Below are 22,524 nucleotides of genomic sequence, written 5' to 3'. Positions count from 1 at the left end.
CACAGGCTGGTCCTCCCAGAGTTCTTCGGTCGTGCGTGCGTAGACTGAGGCGGTGAATACAGCGCAAACGAAGAGCACTCCGCCCGTTATCGGCTTGGGCATGCCACGCATTCCAAGCGCCCGCAACAGGCTCAAGGATACCCCGGTGGTCGGACACAAGCGGGTGCTGCTCGCCGCCCCCCGCGGCTACTGCGCCGGAGTCGACCGTGCGGTCATCGCCGTCGAGAAGGCGCTTACGCACTACGGCGCGCCGGTGTACGTGCGCAAGCAGATCGTGCACAACATTCACGTGGTCTCCGAACTCGAAAATCTCGGTGCCATCTTTGTGGACGAGGTCGACGAGGTTCCACGCGGCGCGCACATCGTGTTCAGCGCGCACGGCGTCTCTCCGGCCGTCGTCAACGCCGCCGCCGAGCGCGGCCTGCAGGCCATCGACGCCACCTGCCCGCTCGTGACCAAGGTGCACCGCGAAGCTGTGCGCTTCGCCCGTGACGACTTTCAGATTCTGCTGATCGGTCACGAAGGCCATGAAGAGGTCGAGGGCACCGCCGGTGAGGCGCCGGAGCACACAACGTTCGTCGGCAGCCCGGATGCCGCCGACACGGTCGTCGTGCGCGATCCCGACAAGGTGGTCTGGCTGTCGCAGACCACGCTGAGCGTCGACGAGACCATGGAAACTGTGCGCCGGCTGCGGGCACGATTTCCGAACCTGCAGGATCCGCCGAGCGACGACATTTGCTACGCCACTCAGAACCGTCAGGTCGCCATCAAGAAGGTCGCCCGCGACTCCGACCTGGTGATTGTGGTCGGCTCAGCGAATTCGTCCAACTCCGTGCGCCTCGTCGAGGTGGCGCTGGAATACGGCGCGAAGGCCGCCTACCGCGTGGACTTCGCGAGCGAGGTCAAACAGGAGTGGCTCGACAACGCGACGACCGTGGGGGTGACGAGCGGGGCATCCGTTCCCGAAGAACTGGTCGAAGAGCTGCTCGAGGCCCTCGCTGATGCCGGCTATGCCGACGTTCAGCAGGTCAAGACCGCCGAAGAAGACCTGGTCTTCTCGCTTCCCAAGGAGCTGCGCACCAACGTCTCCGGCGAAACGGATGCCCGTGCCTTCGGTGGTCGCTCCGCCCCCGCCGAGTAGACGGCCGGGGCGGTTCAGCCGCTGAAAGCTACTGGCGGCTGAGGAACTCGATCAGGGTCGGGTCATTCAGCATGGCGGCGAGCATGAAGGCGAACATCGTCACGGTCGACACTGCGCCGGCGATCAGCGACACGTAGAACGCACGGCGGCGCCGCAGCAGCAGACGCACCGACACCGCGGCAGCGGCGAGCCAGATAAACACCACCGCAATGGCCCCGACCGAGGTCAACGGGCCAATGCTGGCACCGGAAGTGTAGGTGCCCAGGCCCTGCTGCGTGTAGATGAGCTGCATGGCATCGGGGAGTGCGCCGAGCGAAAACGCGCCATACAGGGTGGCCAAAAGACCGACGGTCAATAGCCCGATAGTGAGCGGCCGGTCCCAGCGGGGCACGGTGCGCGAGGAGGGCTGGTGCGGCTGCCCCGTCTGGAACGGCTGCCCCGTCTGGAACGGCTGCCCCGTCTGGAACGGGGGTGCCGGAACGGCGGGCGGCTGCGCGGTCGGGTGCACGCCTGCTCCCGCCCCAACGGTGGGGGCGGGAGCGTCAACCCGGTCCTGGTCCTGCGGAGGTTGCCAGGTCCAGCCCTCAGGGGCGAGTTCGCCGTACTGGGGGCGGGGACGAGGTTCTTTCGCGGGGGGAATGGAGTCCGGATTCTCTGTCATGGTTTAACCGCTGTCATGATCTAACTGCTGTCAGTGCTCTAACTGTTTGAGTGCCCGGCGGAGCCGAGCTGGCGGGTGGCATCGACGACGCGAGCGGCCATGGCCGACTCGGCCACCTTGCCCCAGGCGCGCGGGTCGTAAACCTTCTTGTTGCCGACCTCGCCGTCGACCTTGATCACGCTGTCATAGTTCTTGAGCATGTAGTCGGCGATCGAGCGGGTGAAGGCGTACTGGGTGTCGGTGTCGATGTTCATCTTGACGACGCCGTTGGCGACCGCTTCGGCGATTTCGGCATCCGTTGAGCCCGAGCCGCCGTGAAAGACCAGGTCGAGCGGCAGAGCAGCGAGCCCGAATTTGGCCGAGAGGCCGGTCTGGATCTCCTTGAGCAATTCCGGGCGCAGCTTGACGTTGCCGGGCTTGTAGACGCCGTGCACGTTGCCGAATGTCAGCGCAGCCATATAGCGGCCCTGCTCGCCCAGGCCGAGAGCCTCGACCATTTTGATCGCGTCGTCGAGCGTCGTGTACAGGTTCTCGTTGACGTCGGCCTGAACGCCGTCTTCTTCGCCGCCGACGGCGCCGATCTCAACCTCGAGAATGGCGTTGATCGCGCGGGTGCGCTTGAGAACGTCGGTCGCGATGTCGAGGTTCTTGTCGAGCGCGATGGCCGAACCGTCCCACATGTGCGACTGGAAGATGGGGTGGCCGCCATCGGCGACCGCTGACTCCGAGGCTTCGATGAGCGGGATAACGAAGTCGCCGAGTGCGCCTTCGGGGCAGTGATCGGTGTGCAGCGCGACGGTGATCGGGTAGTTGTCCGCGACCGCGTGCGCGAAGCGGGCGAAGGCGAGTGCGCCGGAGGCCCGGTTCTTCACGGTGTGGCCGGCGAAGTAGTCGGCGCCTCCCGTGGTGACCTGGATGATGCCGTCAGATCCGGCCTCGGTGAGGCCCTGAAGTACGGCGTTGATGCTCTGCGACGAAGACACGTTGAATGCCGGGTAAGCGAACCCGCCCGTCTTCGCTTTGTCGAGCATTTCGGCGTACTGGTCCGGGGTTGCGATGGGCATTGCGTCTCCTCGAAAGTGTGCGGGGGTGTGAATCGAGTCTAGCCACGCCCGCCTAACGTCAACTCCATGGTTCTACTGCGGGGAGGAGCCCTTCGGCACACGACTCGGCCGGAACCGGGCACAATGGAACACATCCGGATGTCGGACAGCAGCTATCTGATGGAGATCCCGTGGCACGCAAATCCCTCGTCAGCGTTGTCGCCGACGATGTTCTCGACCAGATCATTCGCGGCTCCCTCGCCATCGACGCCGGGCTTCCCAGCGAGGCGGAGATCGGTGACACCCATGACGTGAGCCGCATGACCGTGCGCGAGGCCATGAAAACGCTGCAGGCTATGGGCGTTGTGCGAGTCGTCTCCGGAACCGGGAGTTTCGTCAACCCCGTGGCCCGATGGACCTCCCTGGACGCCGTGTTGCGCGTGGCCGCGGTGGGGACGAGCGACGTCGACGTGGCCGTACAGCTCGTCGAGGTGCGGCGCATGTTCGAGACCGGCGCGGCGGCGCTCGCCGCGAGCCGGCGCACCGAACACGACCTGCAATCCCTCGCGACCGAACTCGAACTCATGCGGGACGCGCACGAACGCGGCGATGTCGATTTGTTCGTTCGGGCGGATCTCGCCTTTCACGATGTCATCCTGCATGCGTCCGGCAACGTCATTCTGGGGGTGTTGTTCGAGCCGCTTACCCGGGTGATGGCCGAACGGCGCACCGAAACGTCCAGCGTGGTTGAGATTCAGGCGCACGCCATCGTGCAACACCAGGGCGTGCTCACCGCACTCCGGGCAGGCGACCCGGAAGCAAGCCGCAAGGCGATGGACAGTCACATGGATCAGACGCTCGCCGACCTGCGGTACTACGTGCTGGACTCCCGCAGGGCCTAACGACGGCGTCGTGTGGATCTTGACTTCCGCTCTGCAATCTGTAAGCTGTCAGACAGCTGACATCTGGCAGTGATTTACAAGGGAGTAACGAAAACATGGACGAACGCGAAATTCTCGCTGCCTATCCGGTCGCCGTGCGAGTGCCGGCCGCTGAAGTCGCGGCGCGCGTGGCCGAGACCGAGCGCATCCTCGTTGTCCTCGATGACGATCCCACCGGAACGCAGTCAGTCTCTGACCTCCCGGTGCTGACCCGTTGGGCGGCAAGCGACTTTGAATGGGCTTTTGACCAGGGTGCCGCAGCGATCTACGTGCTCACCAATACCCGCAGTCTCGATGCCGAGGCTGCGGCCGCCCGCAATCGTGAGGTCGTGCAGAATGCTGTGGCAGCTGCGGCCCGGACCGACCGGAGCATCGGGTTTGTCAGTCGCAGCGATTCCACGCTGCGCGGCCACTTTCCGCTTGAAACCGATGTCATCGCCGAAGAACTCCTTGCTACGACGGGTATCGCCGTTGATGGCGTCGTCATGGTTCCTGCCTTCCCCGACGCCAATCGGGTGACCATTGGCGGCGTGCACTACATGCGCCTGGCGACCGGGCTTACCCCGGTCGCCGAGACCGAGTTCGCCCGCGACTCCACCTTCGGCTTCGTGCACTCCGACTTGCCCGGCTACGTCGAGGAGAAGACCGGGGGCCGGATTCGGGCCGCCGATGTCATTGTGCTCGACCTCGGCATCATTCGTTCCGGTGCGGCGGCTATCGCGCCCGCTACCCACGCGACGCCGATCTGCGCTGACGCTGTCACCGAAGACGATCTCCGAATGCTCGCCCTCGGCCTGGATCTGGCCGAACGTGCCGGCAAGAAGCTCCTCTACCGGGTCGGCCCGCCGTTTGTGCGGGCTCGCATCGGCCAGGAATGCCGCGCACCCCTCATCGCGGCTGAGGTCTTCCACCGCGGTGATCCCGCACCGGGTGGCGGGCTGGTCGTGGTTGGCTCTCACGTCGGCGTCACCACCCGGCAGCTCGCGGCACTGGTCGCTGCTCGCCCGACCGCGACAACGATCGAAATCGATGTTGCCACCGTGATCGATGCTGCGGACCCGGTCGCCTACCTCGATACCGTCGTCGCTCGCGTCGCCGACCGGCTCAGCACCGGCGACGTCATCGTGCACACCAGCCGCCTGCTCGTGAAAATGGATGACCCGGCGGCGAGTCTCGAGATCTCTCGCCGGGTATCGGCTGCGGTCGTCGCCATCGTGCAGGGCACGCTCGCGCTGCGTGCACCGCGGTTCGTGATTGCCAAGGGCGGGATCACCTCGAGCGACGTGGCCAGCGAGGGGCTCGGCATTCGTCATGCGATCGTGCGCGGGCCGATGCTGCCCGGCATCGTCTCGCTCTGGGAACCCATGGACGGCCCGGCCGCCGGTATTCCCTACATCGTTTTTGCGGGCAACGTCGGCGACGACGACTCGCTCGCCCACGTGGTCGCGACTTTGAGCACCACCACCACTCGTACCGAAGAATTGACTGGAGTTCACCAATGACAGCTGTCACCCCCGCTACCATCCCCACGGACTACCGGGTCGCCGTGCTCGGCCTCGGGGCCATGGGGCTGCCGATGGCTACCCGACTGGCCACTGCGCTGACCGTGCACGGTTTCGATATCGCTCCGGCCCGCCTTGCCCTGGCAGCGGATGCCGGCATCACCCCGTTTGATTCTGCCAGGAGCGCTGCTCAGGGTGTCAACGCCGTGCTGCTCGCGGTGCGCAACGGCCAGCAATTGCGTGAGGTCCTGTTCGGTGACGCCGGCATCGCCGACGTACTCACACCGGGTGCCGTGGTCATCATGACCAGTACGGTCGGTATCGATGATGTCGTCTCGGTCGCGGCCCGGCTCGCCGAGACCGGCGTGCAGCTCGTCGACGCGCCGCTCAGCGGCGGCCCGATGCGTGCCGGTCAGGGCGACCTTCTCATCGTGGTCGGCGCCGAGCCGAGCGCGCGCGCGAAGGCCAGCCCGGTGCTCGATCTGCTCGCCTCCACCCTCAGCATCATCGGAGACAAGGCCGGCGATGGACAGGCGTTCAAAACGGTCAACCAACTGCTCTGCGGTGTGCACATCGCTGTCGCCGCCGAGGCGCTTGCCCTCGCAGAATCGCTCGGGCTCGACGTGGAAAGCACCCTCGCGACGCTGTCAGCGGGTGCTGCAGGTTCGTTCATGCTCTCCAACCGAGGACCGCGCATGCTCGACGCGTACACGGAAGACGGAGCCGAGGTCCTCAGTCGTCTAGACATTTTCGTCAAGGACATGGGCATCGTCACCGCCGCAGCACGTAGCTTCGGCTTGGCCACTCCCGTCGCCGCCGCGGCGGAGCAGGTATACCTGCTGGGGCAGGCCAGCGGTCTCGCTGCGCACGATGACTCGGCGGTAATTCGCGTTATCGCTCCGCGCAGTTCGGTGTAGTTCTCGCGCCCTAAATTCGCACGATTACTCGCGTTCACTTCGTAATTCACTCTCACCTCGTTCGTCAAAGGAGACCCCGATGGAAACCGCCGTACTCTTGGGTATCGCAGGGGCAGGCATAGCCCTGCTGCTCGTTCTCATTATCAAATTCAAGGTGCAGGCGTTCGTCGCGCTTCTGCTCGTCAGCATTCTCGTGGCGCTCGCCGCTGGCATCCCGCTTGCAACCATCCCGGCGACCGCCGATGCCCCGGAGCGCCTGGGTATCATTCCGACGATTGTCGCCGGTATGGGCGGAACCCTGGGCACGGTCGCCATCCTGGTCGCTCTCGGCGCCATGCTCGGACGTCTGATCGAGGTGTCCGGGGGAGCGGCGAGCCTAGCCGGCCGGTTCACGACCCTGCTTGGGCCGAAGCGCGTCGCCGCGGCACTCACTGCGGCTGCCCTCGTGCTGGCGATTCCCGTCTTTTTCGACGTCGGATTCATTATTTTGGTGCCGATCATTTATGGTTTCTCCAAGATCGCCGGTCTCGACCCGGTCAAGTTCGGGCTTCCTGTCGCGGCCATCATGCTCACCGTTCACGTGGCCGTACCGCCGCACCCCGGAATCGTGGGTGGATCCGCACTCCTCGGCACCGACCTCGGCTGGGTTACCATGCTCGGTCTTGCTATCGCCTTGCCCCTCGGCCTGCTCGCCCACTATGTGGCAAAATGGCTCAACCGTCGCGATTTCATCATGCTGCCCGCTACTGCAAAGCAGTTCGCGTCGTTCGGTGCCTCTGATTCGAGCGATTCCACGGGATCGACCCCGACCGGCGCGATCGGCCGATCGGGCGGAGTCGGCACGTTGACCAAGACCGAAGCGCCGCCCACGGCCGGAACGATCCTCACGCTCATTCTGGTTCCGCTCGTGCTGATCATGTCCGGCACGGTCGCCTCGACCCTTCTGCCCGCCGATGCCGGGCTGCGCCCGCTGTTCGCGTTCATCGGCAATCCCGTGTTCGCGCTGCTGGTCGCACTTGCTCTCGCGTTCTACCTGCTGACCGTGCGCCGCGGCTGGTCACTGTCGCACACCGGGGACGTTCTCGAAGCCGCCCTGCCGCCCGCCGCTATCGTCATCCTGGTCACCGGTGCCGGTGGCGCATTTGCCCGAGTGCTCACCGAAAGCGGCGTCGGCACGGCGCTGTCGGACACTCTCGCCGAAACCGGTCTTCCGGTGCTTGTGCTCGCCTTTGTGATATCGCTGGTCTTGCGGGTATCGCAGGGGTCGGCGACCGTCGCCATCCTCACGACCGCCGGATTGGTAGCGGAAACGGTGGCGTCCGCGGAGTACTCTCCGATCCAGGTGGCACTCATCACACTCGCTATCGCCTTCGGTGCCCTCGGGCTGTCGCACGTCAACGACTCCGGGTTCTGGGTGGTGACGCGATATCTCGGATTGAGCGTCGCTGACGGATTGCGAACGTGGACCGTGCTCACGACCGTCCTTGGTGTTGCCGGCTTCCTGATCGTGGGAGTGTTGTGGATCCTCGTTGGCGCTGCGGGGGCCTGAACCGCAGTTCCCTCCACCGGCGTGCGAAGGCCGTGACAGCCTCCGTACGCCGGTCGCGATAAGGTGACTCGGGCGGACACTCCGCGCGACCCGCCGCGCATCCGTCGTAATCGAAGTCGAACTTACGTCCGGGAGGACCTTTTGAACAGCACTGAGACCGCCACCCTGTTTCAACACCCCGATCGTAACCTCGCCATGGAGCTTGTGCGCGCCACCGAGGCCGCAGCCATCCGCGCCGTGCCGTTCATCGGCCGCGGCGACAAGAACGCCGCTGATAAGGCCGCCGTCGACGCCATGCGCGCCTTCCTCGGCACCGTCAACTTCGATGGCCTCATTGTCATCGGCGAGGGCGAAAAAGACGAAGCCCCCATGCTCTTCAACGGTGAGCACGTCGGCAACGGCCGTGGCCCCGCCTGCGACATCGCCGTGGACCCTATCGACGGAACGAGCCTCACCGCCGCCGGCCGTCAGAACGCCGTCTCCGTCATCGCCGTGTCTGACCGCGGCACCATGCTCGACGCTTCGTCGATCTTCTACATGGACAAAATCGTTACCGGTGGCGCCGGTCGTGGCGTGGTCAGCCTCGACCAGTCCATCGGCGACAACCTTCGCGACCTTGCCCAGGCACTGAAGAAGCCGGTCGGTGAACTGACGGTGGCCGTGCTCGACCGTCCGCGCCATGCTGGCCTGATTGATGCCATCCGCACGGCCGGTGCCGGCACGCGCCTCATGCTCGACGGCGATGTGGCCGGCGGCATCAATGCTGCTCGCTACGAGACTCGCATTGACATGTGCGTCGGTATCGGCGGAAGCCCGGAAGGCATCACGACGGCCTGCGCTCTCAAGGCCCTCGACGGCTACATGCAGGGGCGCCTCGCCCCGAAGGACGACGCCGAACGCGCCCGTGGCGTCGCGGCCGGACTCGACATCGACAAGCTGCTTGAGATCGACGACATGGTCAGCGGCGACAACACGTTCTTCGTGGCGACCGGTGTGACCGATGGCGGACTCGTCGACGGCGTGCGTCGCAAGGGCCCGATGATCCGCACCGAGAGCATCGTGCTGCGGTCCCGTTCGGGCACGGCTCGTCGCGTCATCGCGGAGCACCTCGCGGCGAAGTGGCTGTAGTCGCTTCGCACTAGGTCTTCACACAATTGCACGTCTCGGGTCTGTTCATTCAGGCTTGGGGCGTGCTTCTTTTTGTGCCGTCTGCAGGTAATTACCCGCACAGGTCGGATTCGCAAAGCGTCTTATTTTTGATCGTCTAATTCTGGATCGTCTAATTCTTGCAGGCGAGCTTTGATGGCGCTGTGCTGAGCCTCGTTCAGTTCGGCACCGTCCAGGTCAACGGGAAGATCCAGCGTGTCGAGTTCTTCGGCCGGCGTCTCCAACTCGGGCGCGGTTAGTTTGCGCGGTGAATCATGAATGATGGCTGGTTCGGTGAGCAGCCCGATCTTGGTCTGGTCGATCCCCGGAAACTGCCGCGCGGTCACGAGCACCCGGGATTCGAGTGAGTTGGCGAACTTGTTGTAGCTGTCCACCGTGCGTTCGAGCGCCTTGCGCAGTGAGTCCGCGTGGCCGGACAGCGCACCGAGCCGCTGATAGAGGGCATTGCCGAGGTCGAACAGTTTCTGGGCCTCGTCGGTGACCGCTTGCTGCTGCCAGGTGAACGCCACGGTCTTGAGCACGGCCCACAGGTTCACCGGTGACGCCAAGGCGACTCGTTTGCTGAACGAGTAGTCGAGGATTGACGGATCGGCTTCGAGTGCTGCCGACAGCAGGGATTCGCTCGGGATGAAGGCAATCACGAACTCCGGGCTGGCATCGAAACCTTCCCAGTAGGTCTTCTTGGCCAGAGCGTCGATGTGGGCCCGTACGGCCTTTACGTGCTTGTCGATCAGCAGCTTACGGCGGGCGCCCTCCTCACCGGTGGCCGTGAACGGAATGGTGCTCGCCTCGATGTAATGCTCAAGCGGAACCTTGGCATCGATGGCGATCGACTTGTTCCCGGGCAGGCGAACGACCATGTCCGGTCGGCCGAGCCCGGCATCCGTCGTGATATTGGTCTGCGTGTTGAAATCGACATACTGGGCTAGTCCGGCCGCTTCGACCACGCGTCGCAGCTGCGTCTCGCCCCAGACACCGCGGGTGCTGTTGGAGCGCAGGGCACTCGCGAGCGATTCGGTGGTCACCCGCAGCTGCTGGTCGGAGATCTGCGCCTGCTTGAGCTGCTCCGACAGTGATCCGTATTGTTCGGTGCGTTGCGTTTCGAGCTCGGTGACCTTCTCCTGCATGGTGCGTAGGGTCTCGCGCACCGGGCTGAGGGCTTCGAGCACGAGGTGCTCGCGTTTTTCCCGCTCGGACTGCAACTGCTGGTCAGACCGCGCCCGTTCCGCAGCCTCACGCGTCGACGCCCGGTCGTGGTCGATCTGCGAACTGAGCCCGTCAACGGTCGCGAGGGCGGCAGACAGCTCGCTCTGCAGCGCCGCGCGCACGGTCGCCTCGCTGGCTCGCGCCTCGGCGAGGGCGACCTGGTGGCGGGCCTGGAGAACGTCGGGGTCGACCGAGCCTTCAGTCTCGCCCTTGCTGCGGCGACGTTGCACCAACACCAGGGTCAGCAGGGCGCCCAACGCGGCGCCGATGACGAGACCGATGGTCAAACTCAGCAGTGGTTCCATGCTTGAAGTTTGCCAGCGACCACCGACATTGCCGGAATGACACTCGGATCAGGCTAAATGCACGCTAGTTGAGCGCCATTGGCCCGTGCATCGACGCGTGTTCCTGGGTAGCCACCGGCCCGATCACGCCGACCTTGACCCGGGTGATATGGGCAAGCTGCTCGAGCGTATCGACCTCGTGACGCTTTGCGGCGTGGATCATGATGGCAGCGCAGGCTTCAGCGTCTGCGAGCGCATTGTGGTGCGAGAAGTCTTCGAAGCCAGCCGCCATGGCTGCGACCGGCAGGCGATACGACTCCAAGTGATAGGTGCGGCGAGCGACCTGCAGGCTGCAGACGTAGCGAAAGTCCGGCACCGGCTGGCCGGTCACGATCGACGCCGTCTTGATCACTCCGAGGTCGAAACCGGCGTTGTGGGCAACGAGATAGTCGTCACCGACGAAGGTGACCAGCTGCGGAAGCTGCTCGGCCCAGGTAGCCGCGCCCACGACATCCGCTGCAACAATGCCGTGAATGCGGGTGTTCCACTCGGAGAAAGCGTCGTGGTCGGGCGGCGGCTGGATGAGCCAGTAGGCCGAATCGACGACCAGGCCGTCACGCACTTTCACCATGCCCACCGAGCACGCCGAGGCGCCCGAGGAGTTGGCGGTTTCGAAATCGATCGCGGTGAAATTCAGCACGCCTTATGGTCTCACGGGCCACCGACATGAGCCTCCGACAAGGGCCGCGGTGACCTGGCCGGTAGAATGGTCTCTCGTGGCTCTTACTATTGCAATCGTCGGACTCCCCAATGTGGGCAAGTCAACCCTGTTCAACGCCCTGACCAAGAACAACGTGCTCGCCGCGAACTACCCGTTCGCCACGATCGAGCCCAACGTTGGAATCGTGAACCTTCCCGATTCGCGCCTGGCCGACCTGGCAACCATCTACGGCAGCAAGACCCTGCTTCCGGCGCCCGTGTCCTTCGTCGACATCGCCGGCATCGTGCGTGGTGCGAGCGAAGGAGAGGGACTCGGCAACAAGTTCCTCGCCAACATTCGCGAAGCGGATGCCATCGCCCAGGTTATCCGCGGATTCGCCGACCCCGACGTCGTGCACGTCGACGGGAAGGTCAACCCGGCCGGTGACATGGAAACCATCAACACCGAGCTGATCCTCGCCGACCTGCAGACCCTCGAGAAGGCCGTGCTGCGCTTCGAGAAAGAGGTCAAGGGCCGCAAGATGGCGCCGCTCGTTTTGGAGACCGCGCTCAAGGCGCAGGCCATCCTCGACGGTGGCCAGCCGCTGTCCTCGGCCACGCTCGACATCGAGCCGATCCGCGAACTCGGCCTGCTCACCGCGAAGCCGTTCATCTATGTCTTCAACGTCGACGAGGCCGTGCTGCAGGACCAGTCCAAGCTCGACACCCTCGCCGCCCTCGTCGCACCGGCGAACGCCGTGTTCCTTGATGCCAAGCTCGAGAGCGAACTGAGCGAGCTCGACGCCGAAGACGCCGCCGAGATGCTCGCGTCGACCGGTCAGGCCGAGAGCGGTCTCGACCAGCTTGCCCGCATCGGTTTCGACACCCTCGGCCTGCAGACCTACCTCACGGCCGGTCCGAAAGAGTGCCGCGCCTGGACCATTCACAAGGGCTGGACCGCACCGCAGGCCGCCGGAGTCATCCACACCGACTTCCAGAAGGGCTTCATCAAGGCGGAGATCTTCTCCTTCGAAGACCTCATGGCCGCCGGCTCGATCACCGAGGCCCGCTCGAAGGGCAAGGCGCGGATCGAGGGCAAGGAATACGTCATGCAAGACGGCGACGTAGTGGAGTTCCGTCACTCCTAAACATCTGGCGGACCCGCGGGTTTCTGCGGATCAATGCAAGGAAAAGCCCCAAGCCGGTGTTCTGGCTTTGGGCTTTCTTGTGTGTTCCGGGTCAGGCTGCCGCGGCTTCGTTCTGGGTTGTATGTCTCGATGCTCGCGTACCGGCCAAGTCTGTAAACCGGACGGCGCGGAGCTCATCGCGTGACCGGCTGCGCGCGACGCCTCGAGCTCTCTCCCGCCGAACTAGCCGGAATCTTCGGGTTTATACCCTGTCTTCGGCCAAAATTTCGCTGAAATTCGCTCCGACAGTTTTCTGCCCACGCGTTACGGCGATTTCGACGTGCCGGAAGAGGCGAGGATCCCTAGCGTCCAAAGGCCGACTCTCTGTATGATACTCAATCACAGTCTGAAACGAGGATGCTCATGCCTACTGTAGAACTCCTGACCCACGTCTCCGCCGACCTCGATCTGTCGAGGCAGCTGATCTTCGGAACTCTCCCGGCCGGCGGGCTCAACACGATGACGCCGGACGGCGTCGAGTTCGTTTTGTGCGCTTCGGCCCTCACCGCGCAAATGTAGCCGATTCCTCGATGACTGGTCCCGTCCCGCTGCCGGGACTGAGTATCGCCGAGCGCCGCGAGTTGTTCCCGCTTCTCCTCGAGGCGGCAGCATCGGGTGCGGAACTAGTACAGGTAGCTTTCAGGGAGCGAAGCGGGTGGCTCGTTCTGCATGCGGCGACGGCGCGTGAACTCCTGCGGAACTCTCCGCCGAAGGGCCGCGGGGAAATCTCGCGCTCGGCAGTCGGCGGCTACCCGTCGCACGACGGGGAGATATTTCGCCGCCGCCGCCGGGACGTTGTCGCCGCCCTGAGCCTGGCGGGCGCGGACATCGACGGCATGACCAATTCTCTCGGTGGGGGCAGTCCTTCGGCTGCCCCCACCGCCTTGCCGCCGCGTCGCGAACGCAGCGCATACTTCACAGCGTGGATGATCGGGCACCTTGCGGGTGCTTCGGCGGGCGGGTTCGACACACACACCCTCACCCGCGGGATCGACGATGTCATGGACGCCGCAAAGCGGGCCCAAGCAGGAGAGCCAGCCGAGGAATCGCCGCACCGGGACCTGCTGGTTTTGGCACTGTCCAGTCTCCTTTCCACAGGCCGCTCACCGTTCCTCGACCACCTGCGCGACGCGGGCTGGCGCGACAGGGACATCGTCGGCGAACTCGTCGTGCTCGCCGCCGCGGGTTGGGAATCGACCGCCGCGGTAGTCACGAGCGCGGTGGCGCTCGGCATGTCGTCCCGCCCCTCCACCGGGGAGGTCGACGAGCTGTTGAGGCTCTTCCCCGCAAGCTGGCTCATCGTGCGCGCGCTAACCGGATCCGAACCGTGGGGACAGCGGGGCGACCTCGCCGTGGTCAGCCCCTGGCTGATCCACCGTTCGGACGAAAACTGGCCTGATGCAGGGGTGTTCGACCCGGAGCGATTCGCTGAACAGCGCCCCCATCCGGGATATATGCCATTCGGTAGTGGCCCCCGGCGATGCCCGGCCGACTCGTACGCGCGCTCACAGGTAGCCGTCGCGATGGGGCGTTTCGGTGGCGGCCCCGACCAGCAAGCCGAGATCGGCCTCCTCGACTGCAGAAGCTCCGCACTTATCCCTACCGACGACCGCGACGAGAAGGCCGATGGCTGAACTGAAGATCGAACTCGAGCACGTGCTCGGGACGAGGCACCTTCCCTCCACTGCGGCGACGGTCGACGAGGTGCTTGCGCAAAACGGTATCCCGCGAACTATGGTGCAGACGTACTTCCTCCGGGGCGAACGAATGTCGGTCATCCCCGGGTGGACGCGGCTGGACGAGGTTCCCGCCGATGTCGACGTCGTGCTGGTCCGTGCCCTCCGAAACACCCTATTCGACACGATCCTGCCCTGGGCGCCGGGTCCGGCGCTCCCGGCCGGGTACGGGGTGGGATTCCAGGCGATCGCGACCGAGCCAGGAGGGCGGGCAGTGCGGCACGGGACGGTACTCGACGAAACCGCCGCCAAAGCCCTCGTTTCGGGCGAGGTGGGAGAATTCGTCGAGGAGTACGCCGTCGCCGAGCGCGGGTGCGTGTTCGGGGTCTCCGGCGGGGGAGACAGCAATGCGTTGGCGTATGGTCTCAGCGCCGCCCTGCCGCCGGAGCACCTCACCGCGTTCACCCTCGTGTTCGCCGACGTCATGACCCGAGCTGCCGCGGACCGTGCGACCGTGCTGTGCCAGGACCTCGGCATCGACCACCGGGTGTACTCCGAAGTGGATACTGCGCTCCTGCTGGGTATGACCACCTCGCTCGACCAATTGTATTCGGACTTTAGTGACGCGTTCGGAACCGAGGCACTGCACTTCTTCGGGACCTTCCTCATCCTCAAGGCCGCTCGGGCGATCGGCCGGCAGAGCGGATTCACTGACCTCGCCTTCGGGTACAACCGGGAAGACCTCCTCGCGGAACTGCTGTTCATGATCATGAACGGCCGGGCGCCGCTGTCGTACCCCGTCCGCCAGATCGGCGAACAGCGCATCGTCATGCCGGTGTGGAAAGCGCCGAAACTGCTCCTCGACGCCTGCCACCCCAGTTTCAGCATGGAAAACTACCGCGAACGCGACGCGCACACCACCCGCCAGCGATCCTTGGCGTTCTACCTGGGACATTCTCTCGATTCGGTATACCCCAGTTTCGGGACCAGCTTCCTCGACGGCGCCAGCCGCGCTTTCGCGGGCCATTTCGGGGAACTCCGCCATTACCGCGAACTTGACGTGTTCGTCACCAGTGACGCAACCCCGGAACGCCTCGATCGCGTCGCCGCGGTATTGCGCCGCCACTTCCCAGGGGAGCAAACCGCATGACGCAGGCCCGAGAATTGATTCCTCTGCCCGACGAGTGGTTCGATCTCGCCCCCCTCGCCGGGAACGAGCAGTCTCTCCGCACATCGCTGCGGCATCCCGCCGCCGACGCCATCAATGCCATCGCCCACACGCCGTCGCCCTCCGGAGCTCGCTTGGTTGCGGCCGTCCGCGACGCGCGCGGCGGGCACCAGCGCTTCAGCTACCCCGAGGGCCACGGCGCCGTGCACGCCGTGGCCATGTTCGCCTCGTGGATGGGACTATCAGGCGACCGGGTGCACGAGGACCTCGGCGGCGCGTTCACGATCGTGCGGTCTGGCCTGGGCCACAGGCACGACCAGGCATGGCACACTGACAGCACGCCGTGGCGCCAGCCGAACGTCCTAACGCTGCTCGGCCAGGTCCACATCGCCGCCGGCATGGAACCGCCCGCCACCGGTCTACTGCCGATCGCCTCCATCGAACAAAGGCTCGCCCTGGACCCCGCTGCGCTCCACGTGCTGCGCACCCAGGCGATACCTTGGCGCAGGAACTTCCCCCACCTGCCACAGTTCTCCGCCCCCATCCTGGCCGTTGACGTGCCGCGGTGGGTCGGATCCGTCATCCACGACCTGCGGCCGGAGCTCGCCCCGGACATGCTCCGCGCGATCGCCGTACTGGAGGGGACCCTCGACGGACTCCCCGCCGTCGAGGCGACCGTGCGGCCCGGCGAGCTCGTGATGTTCGGCAACATGGCAAACCTCCACCGCGGCCCGAAGATCGATCAGGACTACGAGCGGCGACTCGTCCGGGTCAAACTCGGAGGACGCCCGGAGTAAACGTCCTTGCCCCAGCGACGCCCGCTGCGCGGGGCGCTGATTCCGGAATCGGACGTCGCCCTCCCGTTGGGTCGGCTGCCGGTACGCCCGAGGAGGCACACCTTGCTGCGGGGTATGCGCGCAGTCTTGGGGGACAATATCGAATTTAGGCGGATCCTCGGAAAAAGGTTGCAGCGATTGCGCCGTCATATCGGTCATGCCGTGAAGTTGCGGCCGGCATTCGGCGATCATGGTTTGACACATACAGCACCGAAGTCCATGCATCCCGAATGGCTGCCGAAACCCGACGGCAGGCGGATGACTCAGTGTCCGGCTCCACCCCATACAAGTCGAAACCCGAGGTGTAAACCGCCATTCCGTCGCGGTGCTGCCAGCGTGTCGTCTTCCACCAGTACATTGGCCAAAAACGATTAGCATCCAGTACCGACTTGCGATGTGTCGGTTTGCGCAGTCCGTCGGGTTCGACCGGCACTGACACCTGACTCGGACTCGGACTCGGACTCGGGGCAGCGTGTCAGCTGAGGAAAGGAAATTGCCTCAAGTCGGTCTTTCCTATTACTCCGGTCCGGGCGTCATGATGGACGGCCGGCGGGTGTCTTCTGCGGGGTTATTTCCGAGCTGTTCTGCAATATTCATCAGGACGATTTCGGGCATCGCCACCTCGCCGATGGTGTAGTTCAAAATCAAGCCATCTGGGACTGCGTCGCCCGGTGATTCGTCGAAGATGCGAACCTCTAATTCGACCTTGACCCCGTTTTTCAATGCTGCTTTGGCCTCTCTCTCAAACACCCTGAACAAAGCTTGGTTGAAGTGTTGCTGCTGGGCGAACAAATTGGGTCCAGTCGGGTGCCCCCCCAGGTCTAGCCCTATCAGATGGCCACCGTGATAGCCGTTCGTCGCGCCTCCAGCCGCCGCGCTGGCCTTCGTCTGCATTCCCTTTTTGCTACGCAGCGAATGACTGTTTTCGACGAGCCGCAATTCGCCGTGTACGTAGGCTGTATGGCCGTGCTCGTCCGTAACATAAACGCTTTTCTCATAGACATAGGCAGTCTCGGGCTTGAGCGTTGTCGGGTTGACTTCGTCGAGAGTGAGATCAATTCGATTCGTGACCTTGAGGCCCGCGGGAAGCTCCTGTGGGAGACTCGCCCGCAATTCGAAATCTTTGATTTGGTTTGGAGTGAGCGCGGGTCGCGCGACTAGCGTCGGGCCGGTCGACGGAACTCGGGCGGTCACCCGTGCGGGCGGTTTAATGCATGCCATCTCGGGTCCTCTCCGCGCGGCTCAGCCAATGCCCAGATGTTCGGCCATCGCTTGGTTCATCCATATCCAGCATTTTTTGAAATCTCCCGCGGAGGTTGCCTCGTAGCCAGCGAATTCGTGTTCATCATCGGTTGCCCGGAGGTCCGCAACATAGCCGTCGACGGTAAGGACGACGCGGTCGTCGACTACGTAGGCGGCTGCCGATCGCCACTGCGGGGATCCCTGCGCCAGGTCGAGGAGCCCGATTTCGTTGAAGGTCCCGTCGAGAGAGCGGCCGATGATCATCGCGCCGACCCCATCGACCGCTTTCAACGCACGGGGCGATTTGCCGAGAAATGCGAGCGACACGACCGCGACGTCGTTGTCCCCGTCCGGGCCCGACTCCTTCCCCAAGAACACGGTCCGCGTGTCAGCGGGGCCGGTCATTCGGTAGGCGCCGATCTGCCATGCAGTCTGGGTGCCCGAGGCATCAATGGCACCTGGCCAGCTGCCCGGGTCGAAGACGCTGTGCTCGCGCAGCTCCGATCCGTCCTCGGACACAGTGATCTGGAATACGGACCCGTTCGCGGTCGACTTCAGATAACGGCGTTCGGTATTGATCGGGGAGGGCTTTGGCACGCCTGCAGCGTCCGGTTCGCCCGCGTGGGCCGGGGGTGTCAAATAAGTCAGCTGGATGCCCGATTGTTGGGCTGGCTGCTCGATCAGGATGGGTACCGATGATTCGGAATGGGCGGCCAGTTCCACGCGGGGCAAAGCAGCTTGCGTGCGCGCCACGAGTGTGTCGAAGGTCGCCGGGGCCGGTGCCTCGATTGCCCAAACCGATCCCGCGATCTCCGATTTTCTGGAGACGCCGGTGAGCCCGTCGGCGACGGAATCCCACGTCGTCTTTTTCTGAAAGGCCAGGAAGCCACGCGTGTCGGTGAATGTCATCGTGTGCGCCCATGTGGTGAATGGACCAACCAGGTGCTGTATCAAGGCCTCGCGCTGGCCGAAGTTCCGGGGAATGGCCAGCCGCCCCCTTTTCTCGTTGTATCTGAATTCGGATCGCGTGGCCGGGTCGAACGCGTCGAGGCTATTCGTCACTTCCTTTTCGGCCGGGTACCGACCGCGTCGGGAGGGGAGTTGCACGGCGAATGTCGGGGCGGCGAGTTCCAACCGTATCGAGGCGAGGGCCGCGTTGACGTTTTCTGCTGTTCCGCTGACGACGAGTTTTCCTGCTCGGGTTACGGCCACGGAGACGTTTTGGTCCCGCTTCACCTTCTTCCCGACTTGCCCGCGGAGGAGGGTTGCCGACTGGATGGGGATGTCGGCCTCGGCGATCATTTCAGTTGAACGTACGGCGATGCGCCTGCTGGTCTCCCACAGCATCCAGGTATTGCGGTCGGTTCTTGCGTTGCCGCCGTCGAGCTGTAGGAGCTCGTCCCGTTCAATCTCGGTGAGCGGGGCAGGCCCGCTGAGCCACAGCTGGCCCTTCTTCTTCATCTGGAGCCTCCGCGAGCCTTTTTCGGCGATGGCTTCGAGTATGCCGGCGGGCCATTTGCCGGAGCGCCGGGCCGACATGTCGTATTGCAGGTTCAGCTGCATTCTTGTCCCCGGGAGGACTGCGATGGATGCCTCTTCGAACTTTTTGACCGGGATCAGTATGCGCGGGGCGAATCCTCCGTCGTTCCGAGGAATAACGTGGCCGAGGGCGTACCAGTTCCCGTTTCTATCGCGGTAGCGCTCTGCGAGAATCTCGCACATCACCGCTTGAAGCGCGCCGGCGCCCTTAGGGCCGCTCGATAGGCGCGCGATTGCGGCCTGCGCGAGGCTCAGTCGCAGCGGGTCGCGAGCCCGGCGTCCGGGGAGGACGAGCGCGTCCCAGATGGAGCCCTCTGTGATCGCCTCGGGATCGGCGCCGACCCTGTCGTCGACGAGAGAGTTGAAGGCGAACTGTTTGGAGATCGGCGGGATGGACCCTCTGGTTGCCGCTGCTCGGAACACCCGGCCCTGTGCGTAGTGGGTGGTCGCGAGCTCGCCGGCGACCACCGATATCTCGCTGCCGACGTCGGGCCAGTCGTCCGGTTGCGCGGGAACCATCTCGACCAGGAGGCGAGGCTGCCCGTCGTCGAGCAGGTACCCTGCGACGAGGGCGTGCCACGGCTGTTGCCAGTCGGGTTCGGGTCCGCGGACTGTCATCGCGGGCGAGGCGTCAAAAGTCTCGAATGTTCCCCACGCTGTGTCGGCTGTGGCGTTCTCTGCTGACGCGAAATGTTCCAGTTGCTCGTGTTCGAGTTCAAGAAGAGGGAGAGGGAGCAGCCGTTGTTCCTCGTCGGGAATCTCTGCCACCGCGCTGGCGACCTCGGCGAGGTCCCCGGTGGATCGCGCGGCTTTGCCGGCAACCTTTCGGGATCTTGCGATTTCCGGCTCGGGGTCGGATTCCGGGAACGGATCGCTGTCCGTGATTTCGTAAAGGTCGAGTGCTTCGGTGTCGGCGGCGTCGGCAGTCTCTGTCTTATAGACCAATACAAGCGAATCGCCCGTTGCGCCGTCCGTCATATCGTCGTCTTCCGGAAGCTCGTCGACCATCTCGATTCCATCCGACGTCTTCGTGATGGCCGGGGGTGCGCCGTTCGACGAGGGGGTGATCGACAGTCTGGCGCCGACTGGGTAGTGCTTCCTTAACAACCGCGTCGGGTCGGACGGGGGCCCGTCTTGACGAGCGCGGTCGCGCACGCGCCGGACAAGCTCGAAACTGTCGGGATCGCCATCCGTCGCCCATGGTACGGCGGCGACCAACCCGTGGATTGTCCCTGCCCCCACCTCCCAGCCCCACGCCGACGCCTGCTCGCGGTAAAGCGAAATGACGGTGTCGGCGGGCGCCACAATGTGCAGAGGGGGACTGGCGACCGGTCGGCTGTCAGGGTTCGAAGTTGAGTGCCACAGTCCGGTAGGCGCCCTCTCGAAACGGAGGTTCGGCAGTGCTCGGGAGATCGCGGCGCGGGCTCGGACGACGAGTGCGAGCTCGAGCGGCCGAGTAGCCTCCTTGTCCATACCCGGGGCGAACGATTTCATCAGCGCGCCGGCGGCTTTGGTCGCAGAGCGTAGGACGTTCTCGTTGATCCACCATTGACGGCACCAGCGTCCGGGGTCAGGGGACCGAGCCCAGCTGGAGAAAATTCGCACGACCAGTTCCAGGTCATCGGCGCATCCGTCCGCGAGGGCCTCGTGGCACCGGCGCGCGTGCGCGTTCCGATCGTCCGTCCATCGCGGGTTTGATGCTAAGAGGCCGTCGTCGCGGGATCCGATCGATGGCGTAACGAGTGGACCGGACTGCAGCACGACGAGTGCTGTGGCGACCTCGGGCAGGCACGCCAGCCGGTCGGCGAATATCAGCGCGACAGCTTGCTCGGCGGGCACTCGCGAGCGTGCGAGTTCGAATCCCAGGCTGGTTAACGCCCGCCCGTCGGGAGTGACCGCGCCGCTTCCCCGCAGCGCCGACATCGCGCGGCGGTGTTCGGCGCGGAACCTGTCGGCGCCCTCTGACGCGAAGGAGTCGCGAACGAGCCCTTCGGCTGCGAAGTCGGCAGGGAAGGCCAGGAGGTCGGGATCCTCTCCGGCAGCGAGGAGCTTGAGCATCGTCCCTTCCAAGTTAGTCTTGGTCGTTCCCGCAGCGGTGTCGCGGGGGAAACCCGAGAACTGGGCTAACGAGTAGAGGGGGAAAACCCAGCCGTGCGAGGTGCGGCCGACCCTGCCCCAGCGCTGTCGGACGCCGGACTGGCTGTGGGGTTGAGTCGGATAAAGCTTTAGCGCCAGTTCCGGATTCCATTGCTCGTCGACGACGAGTCCGGAGTCGATCACGAATCGTATTCCCTCGATGGTGAGCGAGGTCTCGGCGAGGGTGCTTGCGACAACCACTTTGCGGCGCCCGGCCGGGCTCTGCGCCAGAGCCGCCTTTTTCTGGTCATCAGGCGCGGCTTTCATCAACCAGTACACGTCGACCGTGTCCCCCCACTCGCGGTCTTCGAGAACGGAGTTAATTAGATCGCGGGTGCTGAGGATCGTCCTCTGGCTGGGCATGAAAACCAGTACGTCGCCTGAGGTAGTCGCGTCTAGGATGGCGACGGTCTGCGCCGCGCCGGCTTGGTCGACTTGTTGGGGCCAGTCGGGGGCCGGTAGACGCAGTCCCAGCATCATGTTTCGCGTGATGTCGCGGAGGCTGCGCCAGCCCTCGTCCGGATTCGGAGCGTCCGGCCATCCGGGCAGCAGGAAGAGCGGCTCGCCGACGGGGTCGGGCGCGGCGAAACCGTTCTCGAGGACCTCTTCGCTGAAGTCGAGATCGGAAAAGAGCGGGACGCCGTACCCAATGGTTTTCCTGGCCTCCACGAAGACATGGCCCACTTTGACGGTCGGGGTGGTCTGAAAGAACCGGATGAAGTAGTTCTTGTCGATCGTCGCGGAGGCGATAACCACCTTCAAGTGTGGGTATCGGGGGAGCTGGGCGGCCAGAAGCGTCAGTATGTTCTCGATATTCTCGCTGCGCTCGTGAGCTTCGTCGACGATTATTGTCCCAATTCGCGCCAAGTCGCCGTTGACGATCCAGTTGATCATGGTCCCGTCGGTGACGTAGACGAGGCTGCAAGCGTCGTCCCAGACTTTGATTCCTTCGCACTGGTACCCGACGGGGTAGCCTGGGCCGACATGGCGCGCGCACTCACGCAGGTCGTGCCCGAAGCACATCGCTTCGCCGACAAATTTGGCCACACTTTTCGTTGCGATGATCCTGGGCTCAGATACCACGATCTGTCCCACGTCCGTAGGTCGGTACGCGGCCCCGGGCGGGGGATTCATAAGTCGGAATGGGGCGAGCGTCGACTTGCCGGTGCCCGTACCGGCTTCGAGCACAACGACCTGGTGGGTCGACATTATTTCGAGCAGTCGGAGGATGTCTGCGTCTGTCATACCGAGGGCGAACGACCGGAGGTCGACGGATTCCGTGCGGCGCGAATGTGTCTGGGGCAGCGGGCCGAGGCCGCCGAGAGGTCCGGTAGGGCCCTGGCGAGGATCGACGACGTAGGTGGAGGCCTCACCGATTGCCGTCACGTCGACGTAGGCGACCGGGAAAGCAGTGATTTCGTTGCGGTGCCTGCGGCGGCATTCCGGGCAGCGATCTGAACGGGTCTGGCCGCGGTCGGTCACACGAGACGAGTGCATATCCGAGTACTCAAACTGCTCCTGGCGAGGGTCGGACTTCTTAGCCTTCCGAGAAGTGGGCCCGGCCTCGTCGGCGAGTTTTCGGTTCTGGCAGTCTTTGCAAAGCGCGCTCCATGTCGATAGATGCGATGTC

17 protein-coding genes are annotated in these 22,524 nt (G+C 64.5%); 11 read left to right on the top strand and 6 right to left on the bottom strand.

All coding sequences use genetic code 11. From position 1 onward, the window contains the following. The first annotated feature begins 100 nt into the window (after positions 1 to 100). Entirely contained in the window at positions 101 to 1,141 is a 1,041-nt protein-coding gene (locus tag E3O45_RS02710) for a 4-hydroxy-3-methylbut-2-enyl diphosphate reductase (protein ID WP_134441805.1), read from the top strand. A gap of 28 nt (positions 1,142 to 1,169) precedes the next feature. On the opposite strand, the gene E3O45_RS02705 is transcribed toward E3O45_RS02710, so the two are convergent. Together E3O45_RS02705 and fbaA are read right to left on the bottom strand one after the other, a co-directional pair. Next, complete coding sequence (locus E3O45_RS02705) at positions 1,170 to 1,802, bottom strand: DUF6264 family protein (protein WP_134441545.1); 633 nt, start codon at positions 1,800 to 1,802, stop codon at positions 1,170 to 1,172. 38 nt (positions 1,803 to 1,840) lie between these two features. Further along, positions 1,841 to 2,866, bottom strand: a complete 1,026-nt coding sequence (gene fbaA, locus E3O45_RS02700) for a class II fructose-bisphosphate aldolase (RefSeq protein ID WP_134441544.1) — start codon at positions 2,864 to 2,866, stop codon at positions 1,841 to 1,843. 170 nt (positions 2,867 to 3,036) lie between these two features. Between fbaA and E3O45_RS02695 the strand changes: the two genes are divergently transcribed. The 5 genes from E3O45_RS02695 (at position 3,037) to glpX (ending at position 8,882) form a co-directional block, all read left to right on the top strand. Next, complete coding sequence (locus E3O45_RS02695; RefSeq protein WP_134441542.1) at positions 3,037 to 3,747, top strand: FadR/GntR family transcriptional regulator; 711 nt, start codon at positions 3,037 to 3,039, stop codon at positions 3,745 to 3,747. A 95-nt stretch (positions 3,748 to 3,842) separates the two neighbouring features. Next, positions 3,843 to 5,288, top strand: coding sequence for a four-carbon acid sugar kinase family protein (locus E3O45_RS02690; RefSeq protein ID WP_134441540.1), 1,446 nt, complete (start codon positions 3,843 to 3,845; stop codon positions 5,286 to 5,288). Beyond that, the gene (locus E3O45_RS02685) at positions 5,285 to 6,205 is read left to right on the top strand and encodes an NAD(P)-dependent oxidoreductase (protein ID WP_370450296.1); all 921 of its coding nucleotides are present in this window, start codon (positions 5,285 to 5,287) and stop codon (positions 6,203 to 6,205) included. Before E3O45_RS02690 ends, E3O45_RS02685 begins: the two co-directional genes overlap by 4 nt. Positions 6,206 to 6,284: 79 nt before the next feature. Continuing rightward, positions 6,285 to 7,754, top strand: coding sequence for a GntP family transporter (locus E3O45_RS02680; protein ID WP_134441538.1), 1,470 nt, complete (start codon positions 6,285 to 6,287; stop codon positions 7,752 to 7,754). Positions 7,755 to 7,949: 195 nt separating this feature from the next. Further along, the gene (glpX, locus tag E3O45_RS02675; RefSeq protein WP_092450458.1) at positions 7,950 to 8,882 is read left to right on the top strand and encodes a class II fructose-bisphosphatase; all 933 of its coding nucleotides are present in this window, start codon (positions 7,950 to 7,952) and stop codon (positions 8,880 to 8,882) included. Positions 8,883 to 9,004: 122 nt separating this feature from the next. Here the strand turns inward: glpX and rmuC are convergent, their stop codons facing one another. Further along, complete coding sequence (rmuC, locus tag E3O45_RS02670; protein WP_134441537.1) at positions 9,005 to 10,432, bottom strand: DNA recombination protein RmuC; 1,428 nt, start codon at positions 10,430 to 10,432, stop codon at positions 9,005 to 9,007. A 64-nt stretch (positions 10,433 to 10,496) separates the two neighbouring features. Continuing rightward, entirely contained in the window at positions 10,497 to 11,111 is a 615-nt protein-coding gene (locus tag E3O45_RS02665) for an exonuclease domain-containing protein (protein WP_134441535.1), read from the bottom strand. Between the two features lie 76 nt (positions 11,112 to 11,187). Between E3O45_RS02665 and ychF the strand changes: the two genes are divergently transcribed. The 5 genes from ychF to E3O45_RS02645 all read left to right on the top strand — a co-directional run bounded on the left by ychF (position 11,188) and on the right by E3O45_RS02645 (position 15,938). Next, positions 11,188 to 12,258 (top strand): redox-regulated ATPase YchF, encoded by a 1,071-nt coding sequence (gene ychF, locus E3O45_RS02660; RefSeq protein WP_134441532.1) that lies wholly within the window; start codon positions 11,188 to 11,190, stop codon positions 12,256 to 12,258. A 402-nt stretch (positions 12,259 to 12,660) separates the two neighbouring features. Further along, complete coding sequence (locus E3O45_RS17395; RefSeq protein ID WP_166789376.1) at positions 12,661 to 12,816, top strand: hypothetical protein; 156 nt, start codon at positions 12,661 to 12,663, stop codon at positions 12,814 to 12,816. Between the two features lie 11 nt (positions 12,817 to 12,827). Next, positions 12,828 to 13,931, top strand: coding sequence for a cytochrome P450 (locus E3O45_RS02655; RefSeq protein WP_134441531.1), 1,104 nt, complete (start codon positions 12,828 to 12,830; stop codon positions 13,929 to 13,931). After that, entirely contained in the window at positions 13,924 to 15,123 is a 1,200-nt protein-coding gene (locus tag E3O45_RS02650; protein WP_134441529.1) for a hypothetical protein, read from the top strand. Before E3O45_RS02655 ends, E3O45_RS02650 begins: the two co-directional genes overlap by 8 nt. After that, positions 15,120 to 15,938 (top strand): hypothetical protein, encoded by an 819-nt coding sequence (locus E3O45_RS02645; protein WP_134441528.1) that lies wholly within the window; start codon positions 15,120 to 15,122, stop codon positions 15,936 to 15,938. Before E3O45_RS02650 ends, E3O45_RS02645 begins: the two co-directional genes overlap by 4 nt. A gap of 555 nt (positions 15,939 to 16,493) precedes the next feature. On the opposite strand, the gene E3O45_RS02640 is transcribed toward E3O45_RS02645, so the two are convergent. Both E3O45_RS02640 and E3O45_RS02635 read right to left on the bottom strand, forming a co-directional pair. Next, a complete protein-coding gene (locus E3O45_RS02640) occupies positions 16,494 to 17,198 on the bottom strand; it encodes a DNA/RNA non-specific endonuclease (RefSeq protein ID WP_134441526.1) in 705 nt (234 codons plus the stop codon). 21 nt (positions 17,199 to 17,219) lie between these two features. Continuing rightward, entirely contained in the window at positions 17,220 to 22,103 is a 4,884-nt protein-coding gene (locus tag E3O45_RS02635; RefSeq protein ID WP_241985204.1) for a DEAD/DEAH box helicase, read from the bottom strand. Positions 22,104 to 22,524: the final 421 nt, after the last annotated feature.

Source organism: Cryobacterium sp. TMS1-20-1, assembly GCF_004402355.1.
GTDB lineage: Bacteria > Actinomycetota > Actinomycetes > Actinomycetales > Microbacteriaceae > Cryobacterium > Cryobacterium levicorallinum.
This window is presented reverse-complemented; position numbering and strand designations above follow the sequence as displayed.

Bases quoted from the DNA above. Each gene is read 5' to 3' on its own strand.
- E3O45_RS02710 (WP_134441805.1), top strand. From the start codon at position 101: ATGCCACGCATTCCAAGCGCCCGCAACAGGCTCAAGGATACCCCGGTG.
- E3O45_RS02705 (WP_134441545.1), bottom strand. From the start codon at position 1,802: ATGACAGAGAATCCGGACTCCATTCCCCCCGCGAAAGAACCTCGTCCC.
- fbaA (WP_134441544.1), bottom strand. From the start codon at position 2,866: ATGCCCATCGCAACCCCGGACCAGTACGCCGAAATGCTCGACAAAGCG.
- E3O45_RS02690 (WP_134441540.1), top strand. From the start codon at position 3,843: ATGGACGAACGCGAAATTCTCGCTGCCTATCCGGTCGCCGTGCGAGTG.
- E3O45_RS02685 (WP_370450296.1), top strand. From the start codon at position 5,285: ATGACAGCTGTCACCCCCGCTACCATCCCCACGGACTACCGGGTCGCC.
- E3O45_RS02680 (WP_134441538.1), top strand. From the start codon at position 6,285: ATGGAAACCGCCGTACTCTTGGGTATCGCAGGGGCAGGCATAGCCCTG.
- glpX (WP_092450458.1), top strand. From the start codon at position 7,950: ATGGAGCTTGTGCGCGCCACCGAGGCCGCAGCCATCCGCGCCGTGCCG.
- rmuC (WP_134441537.1), bottom strand. From the start codon at position 10,432: ATGGAACCACTGCTGAGTTTGACCATCGGTCTCGTCATCGGCGCCGCG.
- E3O45_RS17395 (WP_166789376.1), top strand. From the start codon at position 12,661: ATGCCTACTGTAGAACTCCTGACCCACGTCTCCGCCGACCTCGATCTG.
- E3O45_RS02655 (WP_134441531.1), top strand. From the start codon at position 12,828: ATGACTGGTCCCGTCCCGCTGCCGGGACTGAGTATCGCCGAGCGCCGC.
- E3O45_RS02650 (WP_134441529.1), top strand. From the start codon at position 13,924: ATGGCTGAACTGAAGATCGAACTCGAGCACGTGCTCGGGACGAGGCAC.
- E3O45_RS02645 (WP_134441528.1), top strand. From the start codon at position 15,120: ATGACGCAGGCCCGAGAATTGATTCCTCTGCCCGACGAGTGGTTCGAT.
- E3O45_RS02640 (WP_134441526.1), bottom strand. From the start codon at position 17,198: ATGGCATGCATTAAACCGCCCGCACGGGTGACCGCCCGAGTTCCGTCG.
- E3O45_RS02635 (WP_241985204.1), bottom strand. From the start codon at position 22,103: ATGTCGACCCACCAGGTCGTTGTGCTCGAAGCCGGTACGGGCACCGGC.